Below are 23804 nucleotides of genomic sequence, written 5' to 3' on the forward strand. Positions count from 1 at the left end.
TCTCTCGGTTTCCCGATATATAATCTTTAGGTTACTACTTAGGTCTCCTCCTATCGCGAGGAGATTTTTTTTGTCTCAAGCAGTAATTCCCATGCAAACGTCGAATGTAATATTATCCATTGAATCATGAGGTGAGCCGTATGAAGCTGACGAAACAACAGGTCAATACTATTTGTAAAGGCGATCAGGAGATTGCCAGTTACTTTCATGCGCTGCTGGATCAAAATGAGAAGCTCACCCAAATCGTAGAGAAGCAAGCCAAACGCATTCAACAATTGGAGAAGCGAGTTCAGGAACTGGAGCGCCAACTCGGCCAGAATAGTCAGAACAGCAGCAAACCGCCTTCGAGTGACGGATTCCGTAAACCAACCAATTTACGCCAACCAGGAGGGAAAAAAGGCGCTCCTCAAGGTCACGAAGGTCATACGCTGCATGTGGTTACGAACCCGGATTATGTCATGGTTCATCCGCTTGAAACCTGTTCCAGCTGCGGTTTTTCCTTGAAACAGGTACCCGCACAAGAGCTAGAGAAGCGACAAGTCTTTGACTTACCTGCCCCTCGCATGGTCATCACTGAACATCAGGCTGAAAAGAAATGTTGCCCGCAATGCTGCGTCCAACAGACCGCTTCCTTTCCTTCTCATGTTCGAGCGCCTGTGCAATACGGAAGAGAAATGGCAGCATGGACGGCTTATCTTCATGCCTATCAATTGTTGCCGCTTGAGCGTATTGGACAGCTCTATGCCGATCTCACGGGATACCGCCCGAGCGAGGCCACCTTACTTGCTCAACTGGAAGAGATGACAAGTCGTCTTCAGCCGCTAGAGCGAACCATTCGCGAGCAGCTGTTAGCCAGCCCCGTGGTACACGCCGATGAAACGGGATTTCGCGTCAACGGAAAAGGGTACTGGATGCATACCGTGTGTAACCAAGAGTGGACACTCTTGTTCGCCCATCCTAGCCGCGGAAGCAAAGGAATGGATGCCATGAATGTATTACCCCACTATAAGGGGAATCTCGTTCATGACTGCTACGCCTCTTACTTTAAAGACCAGTATGCTTTCCGTCATGTGCTTTGCAATGCGCACCTGCTGCGGGATTGTAAAGAAATTGCCCAGTACGATAACCATCAATGGGCAACCGATATGACGACGCTGTTGCAAGAGAGTTGGAAAGCTGCACGCATAGCTCGCAGCCTTCAACAGCCTCTATCTGATGCGGTGGTCCAAGCATTCGGATCCCGTTATGATGATATTCTGCAGCGAGGTCGTGAAGAATGGGCGAAAGATGCCGTGCCCGAGAAAACGGGACCTCGCGGAAGAAAATCCAAGAGCAAAGCAGCCAATCTAGGTGGGAGGTTTCTGGCGTACAAAGACGCCGTACTCGCCTTTCTTTGTGATGCCCGAATTCCTTTTGACAACAACCAAGCGGAGCGAGATATCCGTATGGTGAAAGTCAAAACGAAGATATCTGGTGGATTCCGCACTTCGCAAGGTGCGGAGCAATTCGCTCGCATCCGCGGCGTCATCTCCACGTTTCGCAAAAAACAACTCCCCATCTTAAACTCCCTGATTTCTGCACTTCAAGGTCAATTCAGTTTCTAACAGCACCTAAGTAGTAACAGGGTTTCTAGTTATACTTCGATTAACTTTTGTAAGTGTATGAATATAAGCAACATTATTATTTCCTACTTTACTACTTAAATGAACCATTAAGTATTCATCTAGATTTGATTTATTTAAATTATGCTCTTCACAGGAATGAACTGTAATTAAATTTGTTCTAAACGACTTACTAAAAATATTTTTTACATCTTTTTCCTCAGGAAATATGCTTTTTGGTAGTACGTGCTCCATTGAAGTTACACTTTTCACGCACCAAAAACAATTTTCATGTCCATAAAACTCCAAATTATTGCTTTCACTGATTTTAATTTTCAGCAGATTTCGTATTATTTTCAGTGGTTTCAAATAACGTAATATTCGAGCAATATTTCATAATAAATAGTCTCAATGAACTATAATCTTATTCTACTATAAATTGGAATAAAATGACGAAAGAAATAGTACTTTTCTCAAACAAAAAAAACTCCCGCTAAAATGAATAGCGAAAGTATTAACAACAAGTAACATATGGGTTTACTGATTTCATATTTCAAAATTAATAACACTTTCCTAGATCATCTTGTAACAATCTCACTTCCCCAAACCCTTCCCCTCCCCACAAAACACCTCCACCATCATCAAAGCCCCCATCCTAAAACCCTGGACAAAAGCGGTGCTTGTGAGCATGGAACTAGTATCACCGTTCAAATCCAAGATTTCCTCAAGGGTTCTGAAGTCGTTCTCAGAAAATTTTTGTTTGACTTCCAACATCAAATCAGAAATTTCACCATTGAGCGAACGATATTCGGGATCTGTGGGAACCGTTCGCGCTTCAGGGTTAAGGTTTCCTTTGTAAAGTTCCTCCAAAATACTTTTCATTCCACTTTCCTCCTTTAAGAATTGTGAACAGTATCGTTAAAAACCTAAAAAACAGCCAACACTTTCCGTATAAATCAATTTTATGCGAAAAGTGCATAAAACTCAATATGCAGCTTTCGCATAACCTAAACTTAGCTTGGGTGATGAACAATGTATAAGAGAATACGCGATCTGCGTGAAGACCGGGATTTGACACAACAACAATTGGCAGATTATCTGAACATCTCTCAAGCAACTTATTCCCGATACGAAAGCGGAAACTTGGATGTGCCAAGTTCTGTGTTGATTAAGTTATCCGAATTTTACAACGTAAGTATTGACTACATTCTTGGCCAGACGAATATCTTCAAACGACCCAATGGAAAATAACCCTGTGCGGCAAAGGGTGTTAGGTTTGATGATTACAATAGAGGGGTGATCCCCATATCTCTATTAAAAAGAACCACCCTTTGGCTCTCTATCATAAGCCTTCTAATATGCTTAAGCGATTACCTAGGAAGCGGCCTAGCCAATATCCTATTAATAAAATTCAATCCGCTAATCGATTCTATTAAGTACACTGAGCCTTTCACAAATTGGATTGTGGATGCCGGTAATACAAAATGGGCGACGAATAGTGCTTTAATCCCCCTGCGCTTTCCGGCTTATTTGATACACTTTGGGAGCTTCTTATTGGTGGGGCTTGTTGTGGATTATCTGATTTACATATTTAAGGCGAAACGCCCTAATTAAACGAAAAAAAGACAAGCCCAAGTTCATATTGAACTGGGCTTGTCTTCGTATTCCCTATTCTACTTCTCCACCAACGATCCCTGCAAATTCGCCGCATTAAATCCCGGATCGGCTTCGATCGTGTCCCCCGCGGCTTTGGCCTTCTCAAGCGCGGCATTGTAGCGGGTGTTCAAATCGCTCAATACTTTGTCCAAGTCCTGGCCGTCGAAGATGAAATTGTTGAAGACGTCGACTTTTTTGGTGCCTTCGACGCGGCCTTCGGTGGCGACCAGCGGGGTGGCGGGGTAGATGCCGTCCAGCGAGGTGGCAGGAAGTTTTCGATGCCAGCGATGTCCGGAGCTTTGGCTTTGGCCGCCACGGACGGGATGACGGAAACGCCGTAGCCGCCTTCCTGGTAAGCGACCTGCACGTCAACGCTGTACATCCATTCGATAAATTTCCAGGCTTCTTCTTCATGCTCGGAATTTTTGCTCATGGCCAAATAGCTGCCGGCGATAACTTGATCAGCCCCGTTCTGCTTGCCGTCGAGCGTTGGCGGCATGGCCGCGGCCCAGCGGATGTCCGTCGGGAACTGCGTCTTGTACACGCTCGGCTCCACCGAGTGGTTGAAATACATGCCGATCTTGCCTTGCGCGAACTGGGCGCGCAGCGGGTCGATGTCGAGCGATTCGGAGCCGGGCAGCATGCTGCCGTCCGCTTTGATTTGATGCAACGCCTGCAGCACTTCTTTATACATGGTAAAATCGAACTGGCCGGTTTGGAAGTTGAAGCCCTCGTTGCCCGTGCTCAGCGATACAATCGGATATGCGATCCGCTCATAGCCGCTGGCGCTCTCGAAGTTGCCGGCAAACCCGTAAGCGCCGGTATCCTTGCCCGCTTCCGTGATCTTTTTGGCATCCTCGACCATTTCCGCGAGCGTTGTTGGCGGCCCGGCGATCCCCGCTTTTTTAAAAAGATCAACGTTATAGATCAGTCTCCAGAATTGGCCGATATTCGGCAGCGTGTAGATTTTTCCGCCGACCCTATTTTTCTCTTCGATTAGGACGTTTTTGAAGTTCTCCTTCATTTCCGGCGTGATGTACTCATCGAACGATTCCAGGTAGCCGCGCTTCACCCAAGTCGGCACATTCCCCGTGTCCACCCGCAAAATGTCCGGCGCCTGGTTGCTGGCAAAAGCGACTCCCCCGACTGCACGTAGTTATCCGCCATCACCTTCATTTCAATGTCGATGTCCGGATTTTGCTCCTCGTATTCTTTGATTTTTTGCTCAATAAAATCGGTGTCATGACGGTCGATCGTCCAATACGTGAGCTTCGTCATTGCTTCCTTCGGCCCCGGCGTTCGCGGCTGGATCCGCCTTCTCGCCCCCCGAGGAACAGGCCGCCAAGGCTCCCGCCATCAGCAAGGCCAGTCCGGATACTAACCACATTTGAACAAGTTGGAAAAATAGCTCGGACTCAAGTGCACCGCTTTGGCGCAGTCCGCCACGGACAAATTTTGCTGCAGATGGTTCTGAATGTAGGAGGCGCCCCGCTCGACCAGCAGCCGCAATTCGCTGACCTGTCGTTTCCGCAATTGGGTGCAGCTCTGCCGGCAAAAATACCGGCTCAAGCCGTACAACGCTTCAAAGCTGCAGAGTTTAATTAAAACAGACATTTCCCAAATACCCTATGTTAAAATATGGACAGTATAAACAAATTTCAAGGCTGGGGATGTGTATATGATTACGATTAAACCACTGGAACCTCATGAGTTTGATTTTTTCACAGATATGCACTATGAGTCTATCCACATGTTGCAGGGAAAGCTGGCTAAGCATGAGCTTATGAATGCTCCCCATATTAAAAAATACCATGAAGGATGGGGCAGAAAAGGAGATAGAGCGTTCGTTGCACTGAAAAGTAATCATCTTGCTGGGGCTGTTTGGTACAGATTGTTCGGCGAAACGAATAAAGGGTACGGGTACGTCGATAGCGATACGCCGGAGCTAGGCATCGCAGTACATTCAGAATACCGAGGTACCGGTATCGGACGAATCTTAATGGATGAAATCATCAAGCAAGCAGCGAGCGATGGATACAAATCGCTTTCCTTGAGCGTTGACCCCCAAAATACTTCCGCCGTGAAGTTATATCAGAAGCTGGGATTTGTCTATTGGGGCATTTCCGGAACTTCATGGACCATGAAACTTAATGTTCACCCCCATTAGGCTATCACAAGCTTGCAAACGAGCACAGCCATCTGATCAAATAATTATACTTCCGTGTAGGGGGAAAGGAGCGGGGCAAGATGGATAGCGTTTAGAGGGATTTAGCAGCAATAAAAATTCATCGCGCCAGGTCTTTCATCCTATTGCGTAGCGGTGGTGTTTATTGATATCGGCACTTCAATCGAATCGGTACCCATGATCTTTTTACCGTCTTCTTCATTTGAACCGACTTCTATACCCAATGTTGATTGAGTTGTAGCCTTTTTATCAGGAATCAAATCGATCACAATTATTCCGGTTCCGCCTCCAGTTGGTTCATAGCTGCGATTTCTTCCTACTTCAACCATCGCTCGCCATGGAGATTCCTCTCCTGATGTCGTCCAGGTTGATACATAGTCTGTAGGGTTTGAGCCCGTTCGGTTTTCAGGATAACTACTCGTGATGTTTGATATATACCAGTTATTCGGAATATAGAAAGCAACCCCTCCCCAATCCTTAGCGTCAACCTCAATCCGAGCCACAACCTGTACATGTTCAGCCCTCTCTTCACCCCCGCTAACAAATAGGGTACCTTCAACTGATGTTTTCAGGTTTGTGGAATCGGAGCTTACATGAAAGCTTTGGACTTGAATCACTTTCTCATTAGCTACTGCGTCGTTGAATTTAGCCTGCTTGGATTGCCACACCATGATAACGGTCGTCACAATTGCAAGTAACATCCCAAATGAAACAATATAACTCCACTTTAGTTTCATGCTCAATCCCTCGCTTCGTCCGTCTCGGTTTCTTAAATCATAACATATGAAGCAGGAATGGCGATGATATCAAAATGGTATACTCGAACTACAAAAAATGACCCATACAAATTAGCTTGTACGGGTCATTTCTAAACATCGCCTCGTGAACCTATTGTTACGACATAAAGGTCTTTTTTTGCTTAACTCAATTTCGTAATTCATGCTCGATATCCTTGAGGCGAACAGTTTTCCCTTGTTGGAACTCTAGTTCCGCTTGTTCAATTGCGTTTAAGTCATCTTCTGTTAATTCTTCATCATCGAAAGGGATATGAACATCAAATGGATCATCTTTCTTGGATACAGCCATGTTAACAACCCCTTTCAAGAACTAGTCATGACCATTATAGCATCAGATAACACTGTATTCACGCGTCGGGTCTTCGTGGCACGCGTCAAAACCCATTCGTGAATCCCTCCGGTGCCCCCGCCGCCCGCTTGCGATATTCCTTTGACGATCGTGCAGCCATCCACCATTCAAAAAGGGTTGAAGCAGGCTTCCCCGCCCCAACCCATTTACCTCCTTACGGCTCAATCCCCCATACAAGCTGGCCGTTCATATACCCGGTAACCTGTTCATGGTTGGCGAACTGGTTGCCGGAGGCTTTGAACGAGTAGTCGTCCGTCTGGTTGTAGTTGGACCAGTCGGTTTTGGAGAAGCGGGCTTGAATTTCTGCGCTTTGGCCGGGATTCAGCGTTCCGGCTGAGCTCGTAAAGCCGATTTCCAGGTAATAATCGGCTCCGGCAACCGGGGTTGCCAGTTTAACGAAATGGCCGGTTACCTTCTCACTGCCGATGCTGGCCCAGTCGCACCAGAAGTTCTGTGCCTTTTCCCCGTCAATCGTATAGTAATATCGGAGTTTTACGTCACTTAACGGAATCGCCGAATCCCCGGTGTTGACGATTTTGAATCTGGGTGAAATTCCGTTGGTCGAGGCACTCGTATTGCCGTTAAAGGCCTGGATCGTCAAGTCTCCCGCGGGTGCGGGAACGCTGCTGTCCACTATATTGACGGTCAGCACCGCGTGATTTCCTCCGCTGAAATGAAAGGTGATCGCATGCTGGCCCAGCGGCAACGTGGACAGATAGGATTTGCTCAGAACGACGGCAGCGCTTGATGCGGTATAATCCTGGCCTGAGGTTAGCGTAACATTTCCACTCGTTAGGCTTGTAAGCTGATGCCCGTTTAAAGCAAGGGATATGGAAATATCCTGCTGCAAGTTCTCCGCTTGATCAAAGGTCGCATTCACGGGCGAAATGGACGCGCTGGGTGTGGAGTCGACAACCTTGACTTTTAATACGGGATCTTGTCCCTGATTAAAATCAAAGACGATCGAATGCGTGCCAACCGGCAGACCGGCCAGGAATTCTTTCCTCAGCAGCAGCGTACTTCCGTTCAAGGTATATTCCTGGTTCGCGGTCAATGTATGGGCGCCTGCTCGAAGAGCGGTTAACGTATTGCCGTTAAAATTCACGGTGATGGCTTGGTCGCTTTGATCCGGCGTATTTTTGTCAAATTCGATGCTTGTCGGTGCGATGGACGCGCTTGGGCTTGGATTCGCAACCGTTAAATCGGGCAGTTCATCCAACGTGATGACATAATCGCTTTGATAAAGCGTCTTCAGCGTAGCCGGATAATTGTAGGCGTCACTCATGAGAAACTCGCCATACCAGGGGCAGAAGTAGAGCCAGCCCGCTTTTTCCTCGGTCAGATTCTGTAGGCTTGGAACGGTGTCATTCTCCGTCATGGCCACCATTTTCGCGCCGTCGGTTAAATCCACAAGCTGATAGAAAATCGAGGTAATCGCATCTTCATTGGGAACGCCGGACAAACCGTCATAGCGGTTGTAGATCGTATTGTATTTATCATAGCCGACAATATCGACCTGATCGTCACCGGGATACCAGGCGGGAGAAGTGCTATACACATAACTGTTGTAGGTCCAGATCAAGTTGTGCAAGCCGTACGTCTCCGTCAGTTCGGTATAGAGCAGATCCCATAGCTGTTTGTACACCTCCGCGCCTGCCGAAGCCCACCAGAACCACGCGCCTTCCCCATTCAACCCGCCGTTGCCCTCCGCCTCGTGATAAGGACGGAAAATCACCGGCACATGATTTTCTTGCAGAATCAGCAGCTGTTCCGCCAAATCCTCAATCGTCATCCTCACGTATTGATATTCTTTCGTACCGGGAACCACCGCATTGGCCGTATTAAAATTGGTTTCCGTCGGCTTGTAGGTGGCGTCCGTCCAATCCACAAACTCCCCAAGCTGGTAGCCGTTAAAATCTCGGGGCACATTGATATGCCAGGAAGCAGTCGCGATCCCGCCCCGGTTATTCACCCAATCGATCATCCGGTCGGTAGTACCGTCCTCCCAACCGTAGAGCGGATTATAGTTCATTAAATCGAAGCCGCGGATGGCCGGATATTTTCCGGACAAATTATAGATCCAATCAAACTCCAACTCATAATTGCCGTTATTGCCGCTTCCGTAAATCTCCTGCTGGCCGGAGATAATGTGGTTGCCGTAAACCTCCGTCAAATAATTCATCAAAACTTGCGTTTCCGGTGTAGCCTCGGGATCGGTAAGAATAGGCTGCACATCCAAGGGGTCAAGATCGGCAAAATCCACAGTGAAGGTATCAAAATAAGCGAATCCCCAACCGGCCTTCAATTGGATGGTGTTGCTTCCTTGGTTCAGCTTATGATACCCAAAATCGAAATCCGACCATGCGGTCGTGTAGGGCAGCATATACGAACCCTTGGCCACCCCGTTAACAGCCAAATATTGCATCCTTCCGTCAGGACTGAGCTCCTGCATATACCGGGTGGAGATCGCATACATGCCGGTTTCCGGGACGTTCACCGTAAACGTGATAGTGCCGGAGTTCTGCATCCAGACAAATCCGCTCCCCGAGAATCCCGGCTTGGGTTGTCCGTAAATTTCGGTCACCACTTGAAGATCGGAGGTGAGTTGGGCATGTTCGCCTTCAATCGTGAAAAGTGCGCTGTCTGCATGAACGGGCGCTGTCATCCATCCGAGCAGCAAACTAAATACCAGAGTAGATGCCAGCAGCATTGCGCTTGCCTTTCTGAGCAAACCCTTCATTCTCATCTTTCCTTTCCATGTAAAATTTGATAAATCATTTAACAATCTATCAATTCATGGATTCGCTTTCATAGTAAACATAACACATGTTCCAAAATATGTAAATCCATCCTTTTCCGCAGACATCCATCGTTAAACGACAATGAAATAAAAAAACAAGCCCAAGTTTGATGCTCAACGGGCTTGTTTTTTGTAGTTTATAGGCATCCTTAAGGAATTTAATTTCGTAATTCATCTTCAACATCCTTAAGACGGATTAAGTCACCGTTTAGGTATGCTTCACGGGCTTGGTTAATAGCATCTAAATCATCTTGAGTAGTTGGCTCATCATCTAGAGGAATTTCCCTTATCTCAAGCATATACCTCGTCAACCATCGCTCGAAGCCGCTGGCAATCGATCGCTGTTGCTACCAGTGGCGGATAGGTCTGAAACTCCTCTTGCTCCACAATCAACCAAGGGATATCCAATTGTTTGGCCATTTGGACGTACTCTTTCATCGGCAGCACGCCGGAGCCAATCTCCGTGCTTTGCCGAGGAGATTCCTGCATATCTTTCATATGGAAAAGACCAATTCGATCCTTGTGCGCCTCTAGCCAAGGAAGCGCCGCCACGCCGGAATCGGCCAGCCAGTAAAGATCCACTTCCAGGTCGATCTGCTTCGTCAGATTTACCATCTCATGCAGGATGTCACGGCCGGGGACCTCCGTAAATTCATTGGCGTGGTTATGATAGTAAAACTCGAAGCCTTCCTCAGCCGCCTTTTTCGCAATCTCTTCCATCTCGGTTATAAAGGTTTGCCAGGCTTCAAAGGTTGGGAAGCTCGCATAGGGAATGACAATTCGCGAATTTCCTATTTCCTTCTCAAAAGCCAACGTCTTCTCGAGATCCTTTTGCAGCATTTCAAAAGATAGATGCGAAGCCGCAACCTGCAGTCCCAATTCATCCAAATCGCTTTTCACTTCAGCCGCACTTTTCCCATGATAGCCGGCAAATTCAACGCCATCATAGCCGCTGCGCTTCACCTCTTTCAACGCCTCATAGAAGTTGTCTTTGCAGGCTTCCTGGATACTCCATAATTGCAAGGCAATTTGGGGTTTCATCGAATCTCCTCCCTTCTCGAGTTCATTATAGCCAAAACCGCTCCCTCTTTCTTCCCGGGATTCCCTCAAAAATTCCCGAATCATGCGCTTTCATCCAGGAATCCAGCATATATGATCACTTCAACATGAGTAGAAGCAGATGTATATAAGCTTCACGATGGACCTAGGCCGGTTGCAATCACCATCAAATGGACGACCATCGGTTCGTCGCAGCCGTCCATATGATCAAATCTGTTAAATTCCGTAACCTTAAGCACGATAGGATTTCCCTTTTGCATATTGCCCATATCGAGTTTAGGGGTCAGGTACATTTTGTAATCTAAAGCAACCGTATCCCCTTCTACAACACATTTTTCAATGGGTCCCAACTCCATATCAAAAACATCACGCTGATGCTTCATGGACGCGCGATAATCTTGATAGATTTGTGGCTCCTGTCCAATGGCCTCGATGATGCATTCACTCGCATATAAACCGTCTGCGATTTTAAGCCATTCCTCATAATCCGGAACCCAACGGGCCCACCAGCTAAACATTCTTAACTTAATGGTATTTTCAAAATCGCTGCGATTCGTTGCATTGGATTCTGCTTCCTTTAATACTTTCTCATATCCTTCTCTTCTTTGTTTTCCGTAAATGGTTTCTCCCATCATACTTACCTCTTTCAAAGAAAACTAGTTCGTTCCGAACCGTTGCCGTAAGTGTAACTAAGAAACGTTTAAGTTTTTTTTCCATTCTATTTATAAAGTGTTAACGGGCGCGATTCGGGGTTCCCCAAAGTGAAAGACCCGCCTTCGGCGCGCAGCCTTCGGGCGGGTCTATACTTATCGTAGATTATTGAGGATGGTACCTGATTTTATGGCTCCTAGATGCAATAGTCCGCGTATTCAAATGGAACATTCCCCGGACGCTGCTCTTTTGTCCATGTGCTCATCGCAGGGATTTTGGAATAGTCGGCGCGATAGGCGTATTTTTTGGCGATTTCGCTGACTTCCAGCATCAGCCCTTCGTTCAGCGTAACGGGAACAAGACCTTTGGATATAAAATGGCGGTTATCGACATGAAGCTCATTTTCGGCAGCCTCGTTCCGCGGATTGGGAACCAAAGCAATTTCGCTTCCCGTCAGCCCGCTGACATTCTGAGCCAGATCGATCACCCGGCGGGTCTCCGTCATTTGATTCATGATCAGAACGCGCTCGCCAAGTTCCGGTGGATGGTCGACGGCAAGCTGTATACAACGCACCGTATCCTGAATATGAATGAAGGCTCTGGTTTGTCCCCCCGTACCGTGCACCGTAATTGGATGGCCGACGGCCCCCTGCATCAGAAAGCGGTTCAACACCGTCCCGTAATCCCCATCATAATCAAAGCGGTTGATCAGCCGCTCATCGGCTTGCGTTTCGGGCGTATTCGTTCCCCAGACGATGCCTTGATGAAGATCGGTGATTCGGAGCCGGTCGTTCTTATTGTAATAATGGAACAATAGCTGATCCAGCGATTTGGTCATATGATAGATCGAACCGGGATTTGTCGGATAAAGAATTTGTTGATGAACCCTGTCACCGTTCTCCGTCTTCACCTCGATATCCAGATAGCCTTCGGGGATCCGAATTCCCGCCGTACCGTATCCGTATACCCCCATCGTCCCTAAATGGATCAGGTGGATATCCAGTCCGCTTTCGACGATCGCGCACAGAACATGATGCGTAGCTTTGATGTTATTGTTGACGGTATAACGTTTGAGCAGGGGAGATTTCATGGAGTATGGCGCAGACCGCTGCTCGGCAAAATGAATCATGACATCCGGCTTCTCCTCACGAATGGCGGACAACAACCGATCGTACTCCTCCGCGATATCGATCCGATAGAACCGGATCCGGTTCCCCGATACTTCTTCCCATGCCCTTAGGCGAACATCGATGGACTGAATGGGGGTTAGCGAATTGGTGCCGCATTCTTCGTCAATCCTCCTCCTGGAGAGATTGTCAATGATAATGACTTCATGTCCCGATCCGGACAAGTGAAGACTGGTCGGCCACCCGCAAAAACCATCTCCGCCCAAAACGAAAATCTTTTTGCGAATCTTTGCATTTGTCATGTTCCATCATCCTTTGCTCATGTTTTTTCTGTACGCTTATCCAAGCAGAAAGCTGCGCAAAGCTTCTTTCTTCTGTTGCATTTCTGTATAACCTTGCCTATACAATTCCTGAAGAACCCGCTTGTTGCGCTCCGTTCTTCCGGCGACCAGCGGTTTCTCGGGACAAATAAGGAACACCTCCCGGTCCCGATCCATTTTTTGAATCTCCCGAGTTGTGGAATTATAGATTTCATGCCTATTCTTCAGCAACTGGATTAACTCCGGATACGGCCTGAATAAGCGGCGATATGCCCATCCGAGGCGGCTGGGTTGCTTGAGGTATCCCCGGTTTCTGGTCATAATGACCACATTTCTTCTGTATCCCCGCTCGATGGACGCCTTGATGGGGATCGGATCGGCTACGCCTCCATCAACCAGAAGCTTGCCTTCATAGGCGACACTTGGAGCAAGAGCCGGCAAACTGCTTGAAGCGCGGACGAGCGTGAACAGAATATCGGACGACGGAAAGGCGTCATGATAAACGACCGATCCCGTCAGGATGTCTGTGGTGCTGATCAGAAGTTTGACCCCGGCTTCAGTGAATGCGCGAAAATCAAAGGGCGCCGCCTTTTCCGGAACGAGTTGAAACAGCAAGTCCATTCGAAACAATTCTTTATGGGTCATCATCCGCTTGAACGAGATAATCCGGTAGTTGTCCGCCAGATAGTTGTAGGCCTCGTAAATTTGGCCTCTCTGTTCGGAAACAAAGTAACTGCCGATCAATGCGCTGGAGGAAGTCGAGGCGACCAGCGGAAACTTCAAGCCCCAATCGCTTAAGCAATCCAGGACTCCCGCCGTGTACATGCCTCTCATCCCCCCACCTTCTAGAACGAGGCCAACGTCATTCTCTATTCTTGTCAACGGCACCTCTCCCTTGGGCGTTCATTTCGCTGAATACCAGATATTTGATAAACATAAAGCTGGATATCGAGGAGACCGCCCCCGCGATTCCCAATGCCGCATTGTAGCGAATCCAGTTCGGCAAACCGAGAGGGGCGAGCAGCGCATTTACGGCCTGGAAAGCAATATAGTTAATGCCCAGACTTGCCACCGATTGGATCACAAATCCAAAGCGCTGCCTCTTCGTTCCTCTAGCCAAGTCTTTGAACGTGACTCTTGAGTTCCAGAAGTAGCTGTTCAGCACGGCCATGACATAGGAGACCGCATTAAACATCCCCAACAGGACATCGCCCGGATCCGGTTGAATCAAGAGCAGGCTGTTCATCGTCACTACCGCTACGGCCGAATTCAGCAATGCAATGAATACAAACTGAACGAATTGCTTGCGATTCCGCCGCTTTATCGCCTCCTCCATCAGTCCCGCTCGTTTCCCTTCTTTGCCGTTTGCCGATAATAGTCCAGCGCCTGCTCTGCGACTTCCTTCCAACCTTTCCCCCTACTCTCTTGATAAGCCGCAGCCGACATGGCATCTCTCGTCGCTTTGTCTTCAAACCGTCGGATGGCGGCAATAAATCCCTCCTGATCGCCCGGGTCGAACAAAAGACCGGTGCTTTCGTGTTGGATCTGCTCGCAGGTCGGTCCGCTTCTCGCTGCGACGACAGGCAGACCGGAAGCCATCGCTTCAAGCAGAACCAGCCCCAGCGTTTCAGTAGTGGACGGAAAAACGAAAACATCGGAGGAAGCAAACGCTGCGGCAAGCTCCTGACCGTACAAGAAACCGGTGAATAACGTAGCGGTGCCGGAAAAATGTTGTTCCAAAGCGTTGCGGTGCGGCCCGTCGCCAACGATCACCAACACGAATTGATCGGAGGCATCGAAGATATCCCGTATTTTTTCGATTTCCTTTTCTGCCGCAAGTCTGCCCACATACAGCAAGATTTTCTTGTCCGGAAATCCTTGGGACAATCGTTCCCGCACGCTTGCATCGTACCGTCCGGGGTGAAATAATTGGCTGTCCACACCGCGTTCCCAGATCTTCACATTGCGAAATTTGCGTTTCGTCAGTTCCTCACGAACCGTTCGGGATGTGCACAAATTGATCGCTGCCCGATTGTGCAGCAGACGCAAGTACAGCCAGAGAAGCCCTCTCATGAAAGGAAGCCCGTAAAAGTCCAGATACCGGGAAAGATTCGTATGGTAAGAGGCCAGCAAGGGAATGCGCAATTTCTTTGCGTAATATACGCCGGAGGCGCCAAGCAACGCCGGATTGACCACGTGTACGATATCCGGCCTGTACTCCTTCAGCAACCTCCCGACTTTGCGGCTAGGCAAGGCGAATCTTTTGGTGCGATAAAAAGGAAGCGTGCTTGCCGGCAGTCCCTGAACGCGGGCAGCGCCGAATTGCGATATCCCTAAATCAGGCGCAAGAATCGTTACCTCATACAGCGCCTAGTTGAAGTCAAAATTGGGGCTGGGTGCGGATGATTACATATCGAAGCCATTCGATCCGGCAGAACTTGTGGCGAGGGTCAAATCGCATTTGGCTCGTTATGAACGGTTGACCAGCGGAAACAAATGTCCAAACAACATCGATGCTGAATACATTAAGGATAAACCAGGAGTTGTTCCTGCGTGTCGGAAACCCCTGCCCCATCGTCCTGAATGCGGATGACCACTTGACCGTTCTTCAGCAATTAATACACACTTCATTGCTTCTCCTCCTCGACCGGAAGTTCAATGATACGCTGTTTACGAACATGGGCGAGAAGGAATACTCATCCATTTCCAAATATCTGTCCCAGGACCATTTATATACCGCCACTCAAAGCCTTTGGGTTCCGGATGACGATCTCCGATCAATAGCGTTACCTATTCACCTTATTTCCTCACCTTCGCCGGATTTGAGCAAAATAGAGTGAATCTATCACCTTATGTTACTCCAACTGCCCGCATTTCCCTCAATCTCGGAGCAATAGCGTTACTTTTTCACCTTATTTCCTCAACTTCGCTGGATTTGAGCAAAATAGAGTGAATCCATCACCTTATGTTACTCCAACTGCCTGCATTTCGCCCAATCACCGAGCACTAGCGTTACTTTTTCACCCTATTTCCTCAACTTCACCGGATTTGAGCGAAATAGAGTGATTCTATCACCTTATGTGACTCCCAATGCCCTCATTTCCCTCAATCTCGGAGCAATAGCGTTACTTTTTCCCCTCCCCATAACGTTCAATTAGGGCGATGACATCGTCGACGCAGGTTGCGAACGCCGTCAGCTTGGTCGCGATTCGGCCGCGCTTCTCTTTATCCCGCAAGGCATCCAGTGTTACATTAAACCCGCCGCCCAGGGCCTCCAAATCCGTACCGTTGTCATTGTTCCAGTATCGCCCCATCCGCTCGTACAGACCTATCATCTCCTCGATAAAGGTCAAGTCGGGATTCAGCGCCAACGCTTTCTCCAAGAAGCTCATGCTAACGCTGCCGTTCGTCGCAAGACAGCACACATACGCCGTATGCATGCTCCAATCGTCAAACTGTTCCGGCTCGATCCGCTCAAAGAAGCCGTCGTTTATGCTCTGGGCCCATGCACGGAACGCCTTCTCCCCAAAGCAATAGTTTTCGTTCTCGAACTGGAGCAATTCCGGCAGAGACAAGATCCGTTCACGGTAGATGGCCGCCAGCTCCTTCTCTTCCTGCTTCTCGCCGATCACCAGCCAACCATAGCAATGCTCGCCTTCCTCTTGATAACCTCGCGGCAGCAAATCATCCACAGAAATGGAATCGGGTTCTGCTCCGTCGCCGCCCATATAGAGCAAGGTTTTTCCATAATTCTCATAGCCGACCAGCACCCCCCAGCTAAAACGGTTGTGCGGGTTGTGGCCATAATCATTGATAATGACAGGCAAGCCCTTATCGATGTACGTTATTAGCAGCTGGATGTACATTTCTCGGTTGCCCAAGATCTGCTTCAAGGGAACAAAGGTGCTAGCATAGCCGCATTTTTCGAAGATCAGCTCGATGAAATGATGGTTATCCCGTTCGCTCAGGATATAATCTACAGCCCCACTTCCTCGGAAATGATTTTTCGAGAAAATTTGCGTGAAATGTTCCCCTGTCAGACCGGCAAAAAACGAGTAATCAAAATCCTTTTCGCGAAGACACTCCATCAGATAAGCCGCACAACCATTGAACCAGTAATTTTCTCCAAGGTGCGGGAAGACCATTTGCCTGAGATTCGGCAGGATATTATTGCTTTGTTGGATATTCAAGCTTAACCCTCCTCGTTTTGTATTGGGTTTCGGTGTGGTTTTCAGCTGTGAAATTTGGATCGAGCGAAGCTGCTTTTTACCTTGGCCGTTTGTACCGATGACGATCGTGTTAAGGGGTTGCAGATGCAAATCCATAGCCATATAAGGAAAGTGGATCCCACAGAAGCGAACTTCACCATTTAAAATAACGGCAAAATGCTTTTCACCGACAATCCATGTCAGTTGGTTATAGCGGTCGTGAGGAATATCGCCGATCTGAGGGTAGGTATGCTCATTGCCCAGTACAGGCTGGTGAAAGGTGATGGCATGCTTTTTCAGCGCTTTGTCGGCGTAGTTTTCCGCATTGATGGCATAGAGGTTGTTGCCGTGAGAAAACCACAGGCTGCCTTCACTGGTTCCCCAAAGGTATTCCTCGCTTTTCTTTTCGGCTAAAAATTCAATATCGATACGGAAAGGCAGCCTCACCGCCACGTTAGTATCCAGTTTTCTTTCGGAGATCCATGCGATAAATTCCGCCTCGCCATTCTCCAAGACCTGATAATGCGGATGGTTAAGCGGCGTAATTCTATGAAAATTTACGTCATATTTTCTTAAAACCGGATTGGCCTTTTCGATTTCTTCCAAGGTGATTTCGTGGATTTGCTCAAAGTCGTCATAATCCGAATAATCCGGCTTTCGCTTCTTAACGGGCAGGTAAATGTTTACCCGTTCACGCTTGTTGTCCGGGGAATACACGGACTCAATCAGTGTATCGTGCCTTAATTCCCCGTTGTGTTGATAATCCACCTCATAGCTGGGGTTATCATCAAATCCTTGCAGCATCCTGTGCTGTAAAGCCCCCAAATTCTCATCCGCATAGGCGGAAGAAACCGCAAACAAGCCCCCGAAAAATTCCTTGCACACATAAGGGACGTCCGCAACGGGCAGGTCTAATCTTTGCATGAAGACGATCTCATCCCCATGCTGAAATTCAAACAAAGTTCGGCTACCCGATTCGCCAAAAGGAATTTGATTCGCGGAGAGCCAGTCCCATAAGCCATCTATGTCCGATATTCCGCTGTCCATTCTTATTGAAGTCACCACATGCATCGACGGCAACGCTACGATATCCATATCCAACGGCTTTGCCAGGTTAGCCGACAGGGTGTTTAGTCTTTCCATGGACAGGTCACGTTTTTCGACAGGCAGCAATTCAGTCTGCACCTTTTCATAAAGTAAAGGTAAAGCGGATATTTGTGTAATTCCATGTGCAATCATGGCGTTCAGGAAGTCGTTGACATAAGCTTTCAACTGGGAGAGAGCATTGATTTCATGATTAAGCTCCTCGATGTGTTTGACAAAGCTTTGCACCAGCGTGGTCATGTCCTGACTTTCATAGATTCGCAGGATGTCCTTGATTGGAATCTGCATTTTCCTTAGCACCAGGATTTGTTGCAGCCGGCTGATGTTGGCGTTGTCATAGTACCGGTATTTTTCAAAGGGCGGACGCTCACTTTGCAGCAAACCTACCTGCTCATAATACCTAAGTGTCCTTGAGGATATGTCGAATTTTTCCGTCACTTCGGTGATTTTCATTAACCCCATAACCATGACCTCCATAATATTTGCCCCCATCCTATCACTTGACGCAACGTCAAAGTCAATGAACCGGACGGCCATGAGCCTCCCATAGGTTCACGGTTAAGATTGAAACAAGAACAATGACAGCATTGGCGACTAGGGTTCCCGTCCAAGTCATCGTCATCGTGCCAAAGAGGGGCGAAGCCGCATTAAACAGGGTGTGGAAGAATACGCACATAAACACGCGGCCTTTTCCTGATATTTTGTAGAGGGCCCCCATAAAAAAACGAAACGCCAGAAGTTGAACCGCAAACATCCAAAAGTGAATGAGTCCCTCTCCGTGATTCGTCCCCGGAATGAAGAAAAGAGGGATATGCCATAAAACCCAAATGAGTCCGACAAGGAGGGAAGAACCGATAAACCCATATTTTTTATCAAGCTCAGGCTGCAATATGTACATCCAGCCCGCTTCCTCCAACCCGCCGATCACTAGACTTCTGCTCATTGATTGAGGTAAGTGTCGCAACCTTAATTTCTTTAAGCATCAAATCGGCTTTATTTTCAATCTCGGCTATTCTCGCCTTCTGAATCTCTGATGACTTCATGAATCTCACCCTCCTTTCCTTCTTGTAGTATAAAAATACATCGGTATACTGAATGTAACGGCGCCGTAAACCAATCGAATAGGAGACTCAAATATGGGAATGTTCACGGTAAAGTCAATCGGTCAAGTGCGCTCGGACGAGAGCGGAATGCGTATCGAGCTGGAAAAGGAGTTTATCCCGGCCCTAACTAACCTGGAAGGCTTCGGTTATATCAACATCCTTTGGTGGTTTCATCAGAGCGACACGGAGAAGTCTCGTTCCAAGCTGGTGGAGATAAGCCCTTATCAAAATTCTCCGGATACACTAGGCACTTTCGCGACGCGTTCTCCGGAACGCCCAAATCCAATCGCCCTTACTTGCGCCTGCATCACTGAATTGGATATCGACAACGGAGTCATTGGTCTAGCTTATATTGACGCAGAAGACGGAACTCCGGTTATTGATATTAAGCCCTATACCCCAAGCTTTGACCGGGTAGAGCATCCGGTTGTCCCGAAGTGGTGCGCTAACTGGCCTAAAAGTGTGGAAACCTCTGGAGAATACGATTGGAGTACGGTCTTTAAATTTTAAAATTTGAGAGTTAGCGCTTGTTCTTATTGCAAAAGCTGGTTTCCTGTAACAGGGAACCAGCTTTCATAGATTTCCCCTCTCTATTTAATGACTTGCACATAGGGATAGTAATTGCTTAAAAGCTGAACAGAGACTATCTTTCCACTGTAATTTTCATGCCATGCCTCATAGTCGGGATTTTCCCATACCGTACCGTCCGAAAAGGTGATCTTCCGATCGCAGTATAATACGTATGCGATTCTTTTCACGTTCTGATCCGTATCAAGAATATTAAAATTCCACCCTCCATCAACATTATCGGTTTGGCCGGGCATAATTTCAGTAGAGTCCCAATCGTATAAATAGTCATAGGACGGAGTCCCATTTGTGTCCAGGCTATACCAGTTTAGTTTTAGCGGATCTCCGCTTTTGTCAAATGCCAACATTCCCACTTCCGTTTTCACGATCGTTTTAGTCGTGTTGTTTGTTCTTATATCATGAATATAGGGGTAAGCGTCTTCCCCTGCTGATGGATGATGCATGGTTACCTTCTCATAAACAACCGTTTGTTCGACGGGTTTTTCCTTATCGGGAGGAACGGTGTAAGCACCAACGTAAACCGCACACCCCAACAAGATAGCCGTGAATGCCGTGGCCGTAAAAATCACAATTTTTAGCTTTCTTTGGTCCTTCATCTTCACCTATCCTTCCATAAACGAATCGGGTCTATCGATGACAATCGAAGTTTACGCTTTGGACAGCTTGCGCTTCTGATATAAAAGCAATCCCACTAAAAAATAGATCAGTGTGAGCACAACAATCATAAAAATCTCAAACCGGATCTCCGTCAATCCCGCCCCGTAATTCAAAATTTGATTGAAGGCATTCACCGTATGCGTAAGCGGCAATATATCCGTTATCCCCAGCGGATGCTCAAGGATCGAGAACAGATTCAACCTCGGCAGCGGGAACATCGTGCCGGAAAAGAACATGAGGATAAAAAAAGGAAAACAGCCCACGGTCAAAACATCAAAAACCGTATTCAGGAAGCTTGCCACTACCAGACTTACGGACACCATCGAAAGGCTGGAAAGAATGCCAATCAGAAGAACAGGCCCGAAATGTCCCGCCGGACTATAGCCCAGCCCCAGTGCAGTCCAATACGAAAGGACAAGCGCCCCCACAGCGATCAAGGCTTGCACCAAACAAATGGCCGTAAGGAAATGAAAAGCTCCGAGACGGCTTAGCTTCAGTCGGATCAGTGTTCTTTTATCGTTCTCCTTCACAATGGACGCGGATGCGGTAAACAAGATCATTAAGATGGCCAAAGCCAGCAACCCCGGAACATAACCGTCAAACTCATTTAAAGGGAGTTGTTTCTCCAAAAAGGTTTCGGTTATCGAAGCAGGAAGTGTAATTTGGGCGGCCGCGATCCCTTGTTTATTGACTTCATCAGCGGCCATGACTGCCGCAACGGGATATCGCAGATTATTCATGCTCCCGTAAAAATGGACTTTCGACGGGACAATCGCTTTCTTTAAGATGGCATCGGCATGGATTTTAGAATAATCGCTAGGAATAACCATTCCAATATCGATTGTTTTCTCTTTTACTTGCGCCTCCAATTCAGGGAGCTCGGTGATAGGGCTGAAATCGAATATATTCTCGCCATTCTGTCCCTTCTTCTCTTGGATCATTTTAACCAGTTCAGTCGCCGGTTTGCCACCATCGAGATTAAGAACTCCGATATGGTATGTAGTCGGCTCTCCCCCATAAAACAAGTACATGATCAGCAGAAAAAACGGAGAAAAAAACAGCACCATCCCAAGTACTTTCCAGTCCCGAATATTTTCTTTCCATGACTTTATTGCAGCCGCAATCAGTTTCATTCCCGAAGCCCCCTTCCCGTCATGGAAATAAACACATCTTCAAGCGTCCGCTTGCGGATCGTCAGGTCCTCCGTCTGGATATGAAACGCTTTTAACGTCTTGCTAACGATGGGGATGTGCTCAATCACACGGCTTGCGCTAAGCAATAAAAGACCGTCTACCAGCTTTTTTTCTGTGAATACGGGCGGAAAGGCTTCCAGCAGGTTATCGCTTTGACCCGCAGGTATTCCTCTGAGTCTGACCTGTAAAATATCTCCCTTGCCTGATTTTTCTTTAAGTCTTTCAGGCGTGTCGATCTGGAGTATTTTCCCATGGTCAATGATAGCTACTCGATTGGATAGTCTATCGGCTTCATCCATGTCATGCGTCGTAAGGAGTACGCTTTTCTGTTGGGCCGCCAGTTGTCTGATAAAGTCTCGCACAAGAACACAGCTCTGCGGATCAAGCCCTGCCTGAGGCTCATCCAAGATGATCAGGTCCGGATCATGGACAAGCGCAAGCGCGATATTCAGCCTTCTTTGCATGCCTCCGGAAAGAGTCCCGGCGAGCTTATTCTTTTTATCTGTAAGTCCAAGGGCTTCCAGCAGGTATCCCGCCCTTTTGCCGGCTTCTTTTGGAGCTAACCCGTAGGACATTCCGGCAAATTTCAACTGTTCGAAACAGGTCAGTTTCTCCCAGATCACAATGTCCTGGGGACATAATCCGATCATCCCTTTAACCTGACGATAGTTTGCCGATATCGAAATGCCGCCATAGGCCACGTTTCCGCCATCCGCTTTCAACAGTCCGCACAGCATACTGATCGTCGTCGTTTTGCCGGCGCCATTTGGGCCAAGCAATCCGAACACCTCTCCTCTAAATACCGAAAAGCTTACCTGTTCCACGACCCGTGTGCTTCCGTAGGATTTGCTTAACCCGTCCACAGAAAGGAATATTTCCTTCTCCATGCTCTCTCCCCTTTTAAGGATGGTCCCGTACCTAACCTGCTACAGATTCAAATCACTTGTACTTTTTGTTGGGCTTCCGTTTGATTTGTAGCAGCTTTTCCATATCAGGAAATAAAGAAGTATTGGTCAACTCAAACATCATCCATTTGCCATCATGGTAGGTGGTAGACTCATCGTAAACTCGTTGCACTTTTGGTGAATAATTATTTCTATCAGCCTCAAATTTGGCCCTCTCATCCTTACCGAAAATAATCATAAAGCCAAACACATTCTCTTTTGCGTACAAGGCACACAAAGATTTGCCGCCCCTGCGATACTTATACTCGTAGGTCCATCTCTTCCCGCCGCTATTCCAGAGACGTTCCATATCGTATTTTGATTCTACTAGGTCGGTTAGCTGTACCCATACATTGAATAACGGTTGTCCAATCAAATCTATCATTTCCTCATGGGTTGGTATCTTTTCAAGCATTACATCACCTCCATCTTCATGACTCAATGGCCTCCTTAATCATATGGCAATCCACCAAAATACACCAAAGCGGTCTATCAGGTTTGAACAATAGGAATTCCAATCGCATGCCCCGGGCGGGTCGATGACCGTACCGCCATCTTTCAACATGTCGTAGGCCTGCTGGACAGCTTCCTCACTCCCCATGTCGGATACATTGAAGGCCATCGTCTGCCAAGCTGTTTTGGGGTTGGTATCGCAATCTTTCGGCGCTTCGCTGACAGCTATGAACAGCTTGCCGTTTTGCATCAGTTCGCAGTGCTGATATTCATTTCCCGCTTCATTTTTGATTTCAAGTCCCTTCTCCAAACGAAATGCCTGGCAATACATTTCAGTCGCCTCTATGCTGCCTTTAACCACTGATTTTCATAAAGAGCCTCCTCGTATATCGACGTGTTAGATGATATCGCCGTCCTCATTGTGTACCCCAAAGTTGTACGACTAAGCACCTTCTTGACCGGTCACGACCGCAGTTGGATAAATGAACGCTGCCTGATTTTTCCTTTCTCCTCTTATCTTCTTGTGGCCAAATGATGGCGAAGCCCACTTGAAGCGCGATGCACTTAGTTCTTTGCATGATCTTCAATCAGATTCGCAAAAAAACTTATTGTATTCCCGTCAGGGTCATTAACCAGAAATGACCTTACACCCCAAGGCTTATCCGTTGGTGGAGAGTTCACACTTATATCAAGGTCAATTACTCTCTGATATTCAACATCCACATCATCAACAGCGTATATTATAGCTAAATTTTTGGTTGAAGAAGCATTTTCATCAGTCAGCTTAAAAATAACAAGTTGAGCATCATAAAAACGAAAATCGACTCCACCGTCTACATCCGGTTCTTGTTGAAAAATCTTCTGATAAAAATTAACAAGCTCTGTCGCGTTATGAGTCTGAATACAAGCTCCATGAAGTTTCATCTCTGTTCCTCCATTTGTTTTATATGATGCAGCATGTGACTTAAGTAATCATCAAATAACCAGCTTAGGGTAACCCTGCTACATG

Annotated in this window: 28 protein-coding genes and 2 pseudogenes; 5 read left to right on the forward strand and 25 right to left on the reverse strand. The window is 47.4% G+C overall.

Annotated elements, in window-relative coordinates; genetic code table 11:
- Window positions 1–140 precede the first annotated feature (140 nt).
- A complete protein-coding gene (gene tnpC, locus ACZF99_RS13665) occupies window positions 141–1604 on the forward strand; it encodes an IS66 family transposase (RefSeq protein WP_483605614.1) in 1464 nt (487 codons plus the stop codon).
- 6 nt (window positions 1605–1610) lie between these two features.
- On the opposite strand, the gene ACZF99_RS13670 is transcribed toward tnpC, so the two are convergent.
- Window positions 1611–1970: a hypothetical protein gene (locus tag ACZF99_RS13670; protein WP_483605615.1), complete on the reverse strand. Its 360-nt coding sequence runs from the start codon at window positions 1968–1970 to the stop codon at window positions 1611–1613.
- 225 nt (window positions 1971–2195) lie between these two features.
- Window positions 2196–2483: a DUF6809 family protein gene (locus ACZF99_RS13675; RefSeq protein WP_483605616.1), complete on the reverse strand. Its 288-nt coding sequence runs from the start codon at window positions 2481–2483 to the stop codon at window positions 2196–2198.
- Between the two features lie 150 nt (window positions 2484–2633).
- On the opposite strand from ACZF99_RS13675, the gene ACZF99_RS13680 reads away from it, so the two are divergent.
- Window positions 2634–2852 carry a helix-turn-helix domain-containing protein gene (locus ACZF99_RS13680; protein ID WP_483605617.1) on the forward strand — a complete coding sequence of 73 codons (219 nt, stop codon included), beginning with the start codon at window positions 2634–2636 and terminating at the stop codon, window positions 2850–2852.
- Between the two features lie 422 nt (window positions 2853–3274).
- On the opposite strand, the gene ACZF99_RS13685 is transcribed toward ACZF99_RS13680, so the two are convergent.
- Genes ACZF99_RS13685 through ACZF99_RS13705 form a run of 5 tightly spaced genes read right to left on the reverse strand, consistent with a single transcriptional unit; the run spans window position 3275 to window position 4871 of the window.
- The gene (locus ACZF99_RS13685) at window positions 3275–3409 is read right to left on the reverse strand and encodes a hypothetical protein (protein WP_483605618.1); all 135 of its coding nucleotides are present in this window, start codon (window positions 3407–3409) and stop codon (window positions 3275–3277) included.
- Window positions 3394–4356: an ABC transporter substrate-binding protein gene (locus ACZF99_RS13690; protein WP_483612715.1), complete on the reverse strand. Its 963-nt coding sequence runs from the start codon at window positions 4354–4356 to the stop codon at window positions 3394–3396. Before ACZF99_RS13690 ends, ACZF99_RS13685 begins: the two co-directional genes overlap by 16 nt.
- Window positions 4326–4535: a hypothetical protein gene (locus tag ACZF99_RS13695; RefSeq protein ID WP_483605620.1), complete on the reverse strand. Its 210-nt coding sequence runs from the start codon at window positions 4533–4535 to the stop codon at window positions 4326–4328. Before ACZF99_RS13695 ends, ACZF99_RS13690 begins: the two co-directional genes overlap by 31 nt.
- Window positions 4498–4644, reverse strand: a complete 147-nt coding sequence (locus tag ACZF99_RS13700; protein WP_483605621.1) for a hypothetical protein — start codon at window positions 4642–4644, stop codon at window positions 4498–4500. Before ACZF99_RS13700 ends, ACZF99_RS13695 begins: the two co-directional genes overlap by 38 nt.
- On the reverse strand, window positions 4635–4871 hold the full coding sequence (locus tag ACZF99_RS13705; RefSeq protein WP_483605622.1) for an AraC family transcriptional regulator: 237 nt from the start codon (window positions 4869–4871) through the stop codon (window positions 4635–4637). Before ACZF99_RS13705 ends, ACZF99_RS13700 begins: the two co-directional genes overlap by 10 nt.
- 64 nt (window positions 4872–4935) lie before the next feature.
- Here ACZF99_RS13705 and ACZF99_RS13710 point away from each other — a divergent pair, with 64 nt between their 5' ends.
- The gene (locus ACZF99_RS13710) at window positions 4936–5424 is read left to right on the forward strand and encodes an N-acetyltransferase family protein (protein ID WP_483605623.1); all 489 of its coding nucleotides are present in this window, start codon (window positions 4936–4938) and stop codon (window positions 5422–5424) included.
- A 140-nt stretch (window positions 5425–5564) separates the two neighbouring features.
- On the opposite strand, the gene ACZF99_RS13715 is transcribed toward ACZF99_RS13710, so the two are convergent.
- The 9 genes from ACZF99_RS13715 to ACZF99_RS13755 form a co-directional block, all read right to left on the reverse strand.
- A complete protein-coding gene (locus ACZF99_RS13715; protein ID WP_483605624.1) occupies window positions 5565–6179 on the reverse strand; it encodes a hypothetical protein in 615 nt (204 codons plus the stop codon).
- 187 nt (window positions 6180–6366) lie between these two features.
- Window positions 6367–6528, reverse strand: a complete 162-nt coding sequence (locus tag ACZF99_RS13720; RefSeq protein WP_483605625.1) for a hypothetical protein — start codon at window positions 6526–6528, stop codon at window positions 6367–6369.
- A gap of 214 nt (window positions 6529–6742) precedes the next feature.
- Entirely contained in the window at window positions 6743–9328 is a 2586-nt protein-coding gene (locus ACZF99_RS13725; protein ID WP_483605626.1) for a glycosyl hydrolase, read from the reverse strand.
- Window positions 9329–9679: 351 nt separating this feature from the next.
- Entirely contained in the window at window positions 9680–10429 is a 750-nt protein-coding gene (locus tag ACZF99_RS13730) for a sugar phosphate isomerase/epimerase family protein (protein WP_483605627.1), read from the reverse strand.
- A gap of 152 nt (window positions 10430–10581) precedes the next feature.
- The gene (locus ACZF99_RS13735; RefSeq protein ID WP_483605628.1) at window positions 10582–11079 is read right to left on the reverse strand and encodes a hypothetical protein; all 498 of its coding nucleotides are present in this window, start codon (window positions 11077–11079) and stop codon (window positions 10582–10584) included.
- A 215-nt stretch (window positions 11080–11294) separates the two neighbouring features.
- Window positions 11295–12527: an NAD-dependent epimerase/dehydratase family protein gene (locus ACZF99_RS13740; RefSeq protein WP_483605629.1), complete on the reverse strand. Its 1233-nt coding sequence runs from the start codon at window positions 12525–12527 to the stop codon at window positions 11295–11297.
- Between the two features lie 36 nt (window positions 12528–12563).
- Window positions 12564–13379: a patatin-like phospholipase family protein gene (locus ACZF99_RS13745; RefSeq protein WP_483605630.1), complete on the reverse strand. Its 816-nt coding sequence runs from the start codon at window positions 13377–13379 to the stop codon at window positions 12564–12566.
- Between the two features lie 28 nt (window positions 13380–13407).
- The gene (locus tag ACZF99_RS13750) at window positions 13408–13881 is read right to left on the reverse strand and encodes a GtrA family protein (protein ID WP_483605631.1); all 474 of its coding nucleotides are present in this window, start codon (window positions 13879–13881) and stop codon (window positions 13408–13410) included.
- Window positions 13881–14912: a glycosyltransferase family 4 protein gene (locus ACZF99_RS13755; protein ID WP_483612717.1), complete on the reverse strand. Its 1032-nt coding sequence runs from the start codon at window positions 14910–14912 to the stop codon at window positions 13881–13883. The genes ACZF99_RS13750 and ACZF99_RS13755 overlap by 1 nt, the downstream gene beginning before the upstream one ends.
- A gap of 19 nt (window positions 14913–14931) precedes the next feature.
- Here ACZF99_RS13755 and ACZF99_RS13760 point away from each other — a divergent pair.
- Window positions 14932–15033 (forward strand): annotated as a pseudogene (locus tag ACZF99_RS13760) (DNA-binding response regulator); the annotation flags it as partial.
- Between the two features lie 637 nt (window positions 15034–15670).
- On the opposite strand, the gene ACZF99_RS13765 reads toward ACZF99_RS13760, so the two are convergent.
- The 3 genes and pseudogenes from ACZF99_RS13765 to ACZF99_RS13775 form a co-directional block, all read right to left on the reverse strand.
- Window positions 15671–18319, reverse strand: coding sequence for a MerR family transcriptional regulator (locus tag ACZF99_RS13765; protein ID WP_483605632.1), 2649 nt, complete (start codon window positions 18317–18319; stop codon window positions 15671–15673).
- A 55-nt stretch (window positions 18320–18374) separates the two neighbouring features.
- Window positions 18375–18788: pseudogene (locus ACZF99_RS13770) on the reverse strand (CPBP family intramembrane glutamic endopeptidase); the annotation flags it as partial.
- Window positions 18736–18900, reverse strand: a complete 165-nt coding sequence (locus ACZF99_RS13775; protein WP_483612995.1) for a hypothetical protein — start codon at window positions 18898–18900, stop codon at window positions 18736–18738. The pseudogene ACZF99_RS13770 and the gene ACZF99_RS13775, both read right to left, overlap by 53 nt.
- 93 nt (window positions 18901–18993) lie before the next feature.
- On the opposite strand from ACZF99_RS13775, the gene ACZF99_RS13780 reads away from it, so the two are divergent.
- Complete coding sequence (locus tag ACZF99_RS13780) at window positions 18994–19470, forward strand: SAM-dependent methyltransferase (RefSeq protein WP_483605633.1); 477 nt, start codon at window positions 18994–18996, stop codon at window positions 19468–19470.
- Between the two features lie 80 nt (window positions 19471–19550).
- Here ACZF99_RS13780 and ACZF99_RS13785 read toward each other — a convergent pair whose 3' ends face one another.
- The 6 genes from ACZF99_RS13785 to ACZF99_RS13810 all read right to left on the reverse strand — a co-directional run bounded on the left by ACZF99_RS13785 (window position 19551) and on the right by ACZF99_RS13810 (window position 23719).
- On the reverse strand, window positions 19551–20144 hold the full coding sequence (locus ACZF99_RS13785; RefSeq protein WP_483605635.1) for a DUF5780 domain-containing protein: 594 nt from the start codon (window positions 20142–20144) through the stop codon (window positions 19551–19553).
- 51 nt (window positions 20145–20195) lie between these two features.
- Window positions 20196–21338, reverse strand: coding sequence for an ABC transporter permease (locus ACZF99_RS13790; RefSeq protein WP_483605636.1), 1143 nt, complete (start codon window positions 21336–21338; stop codon window positions 20196–20198).
- Entirely contained in the window at window positions 21335–22285 is a 951-nt protein-coding gene (locus ACZF99_RS13795) for an ABC transporter ATP-binding protein (protein WP_483605637.1), read from the reverse strand. The genes ACZF99_RS13790 and ACZF99_RS13795 overlap by 4 nt, the downstream gene beginning before the upstream one ends.
- Before the next feature lie 52 nt (window positions 22286–22337).
- A complete protein-coding gene (locus tag ACZF99_RS13800; protein ID WP_483605638.1) occupies window positions 22338–22757 on the reverse strand; it encodes a DUF3788 domain-containing protein in 420 nt (139 codons plus the stop codon).
- 39 nt (window positions 22758–22796) lie between these two features.
- On the reverse strand, window positions 22797–23156 hold the full coding sequence (locus tag ACZF99_RS13805) for a VOC family protein (RefSeq protein ID WP_483605639.1): 360 nt from the start codon (window positions 23154–23156) through the stop codon (window positions 22797–22799).
- A 203-nt stretch (window positions 23157–23359) separates the two neighbouring features.
- Window positions 23360–23719, reverse strand: a complete 360-nt coding sequence (locus tag ACZF99_RS13810; protein ID WP_483605640.1) for a VOC family protein — start codon at window positions 23717–23719, stop codon at window positions 23360–23362.
- Window positions 23720–23804 lie beyond the last annotated feature (85 nt).

Source organism: Paenibacillus sp. JL3B1040 (assembly GCF_057063165.1).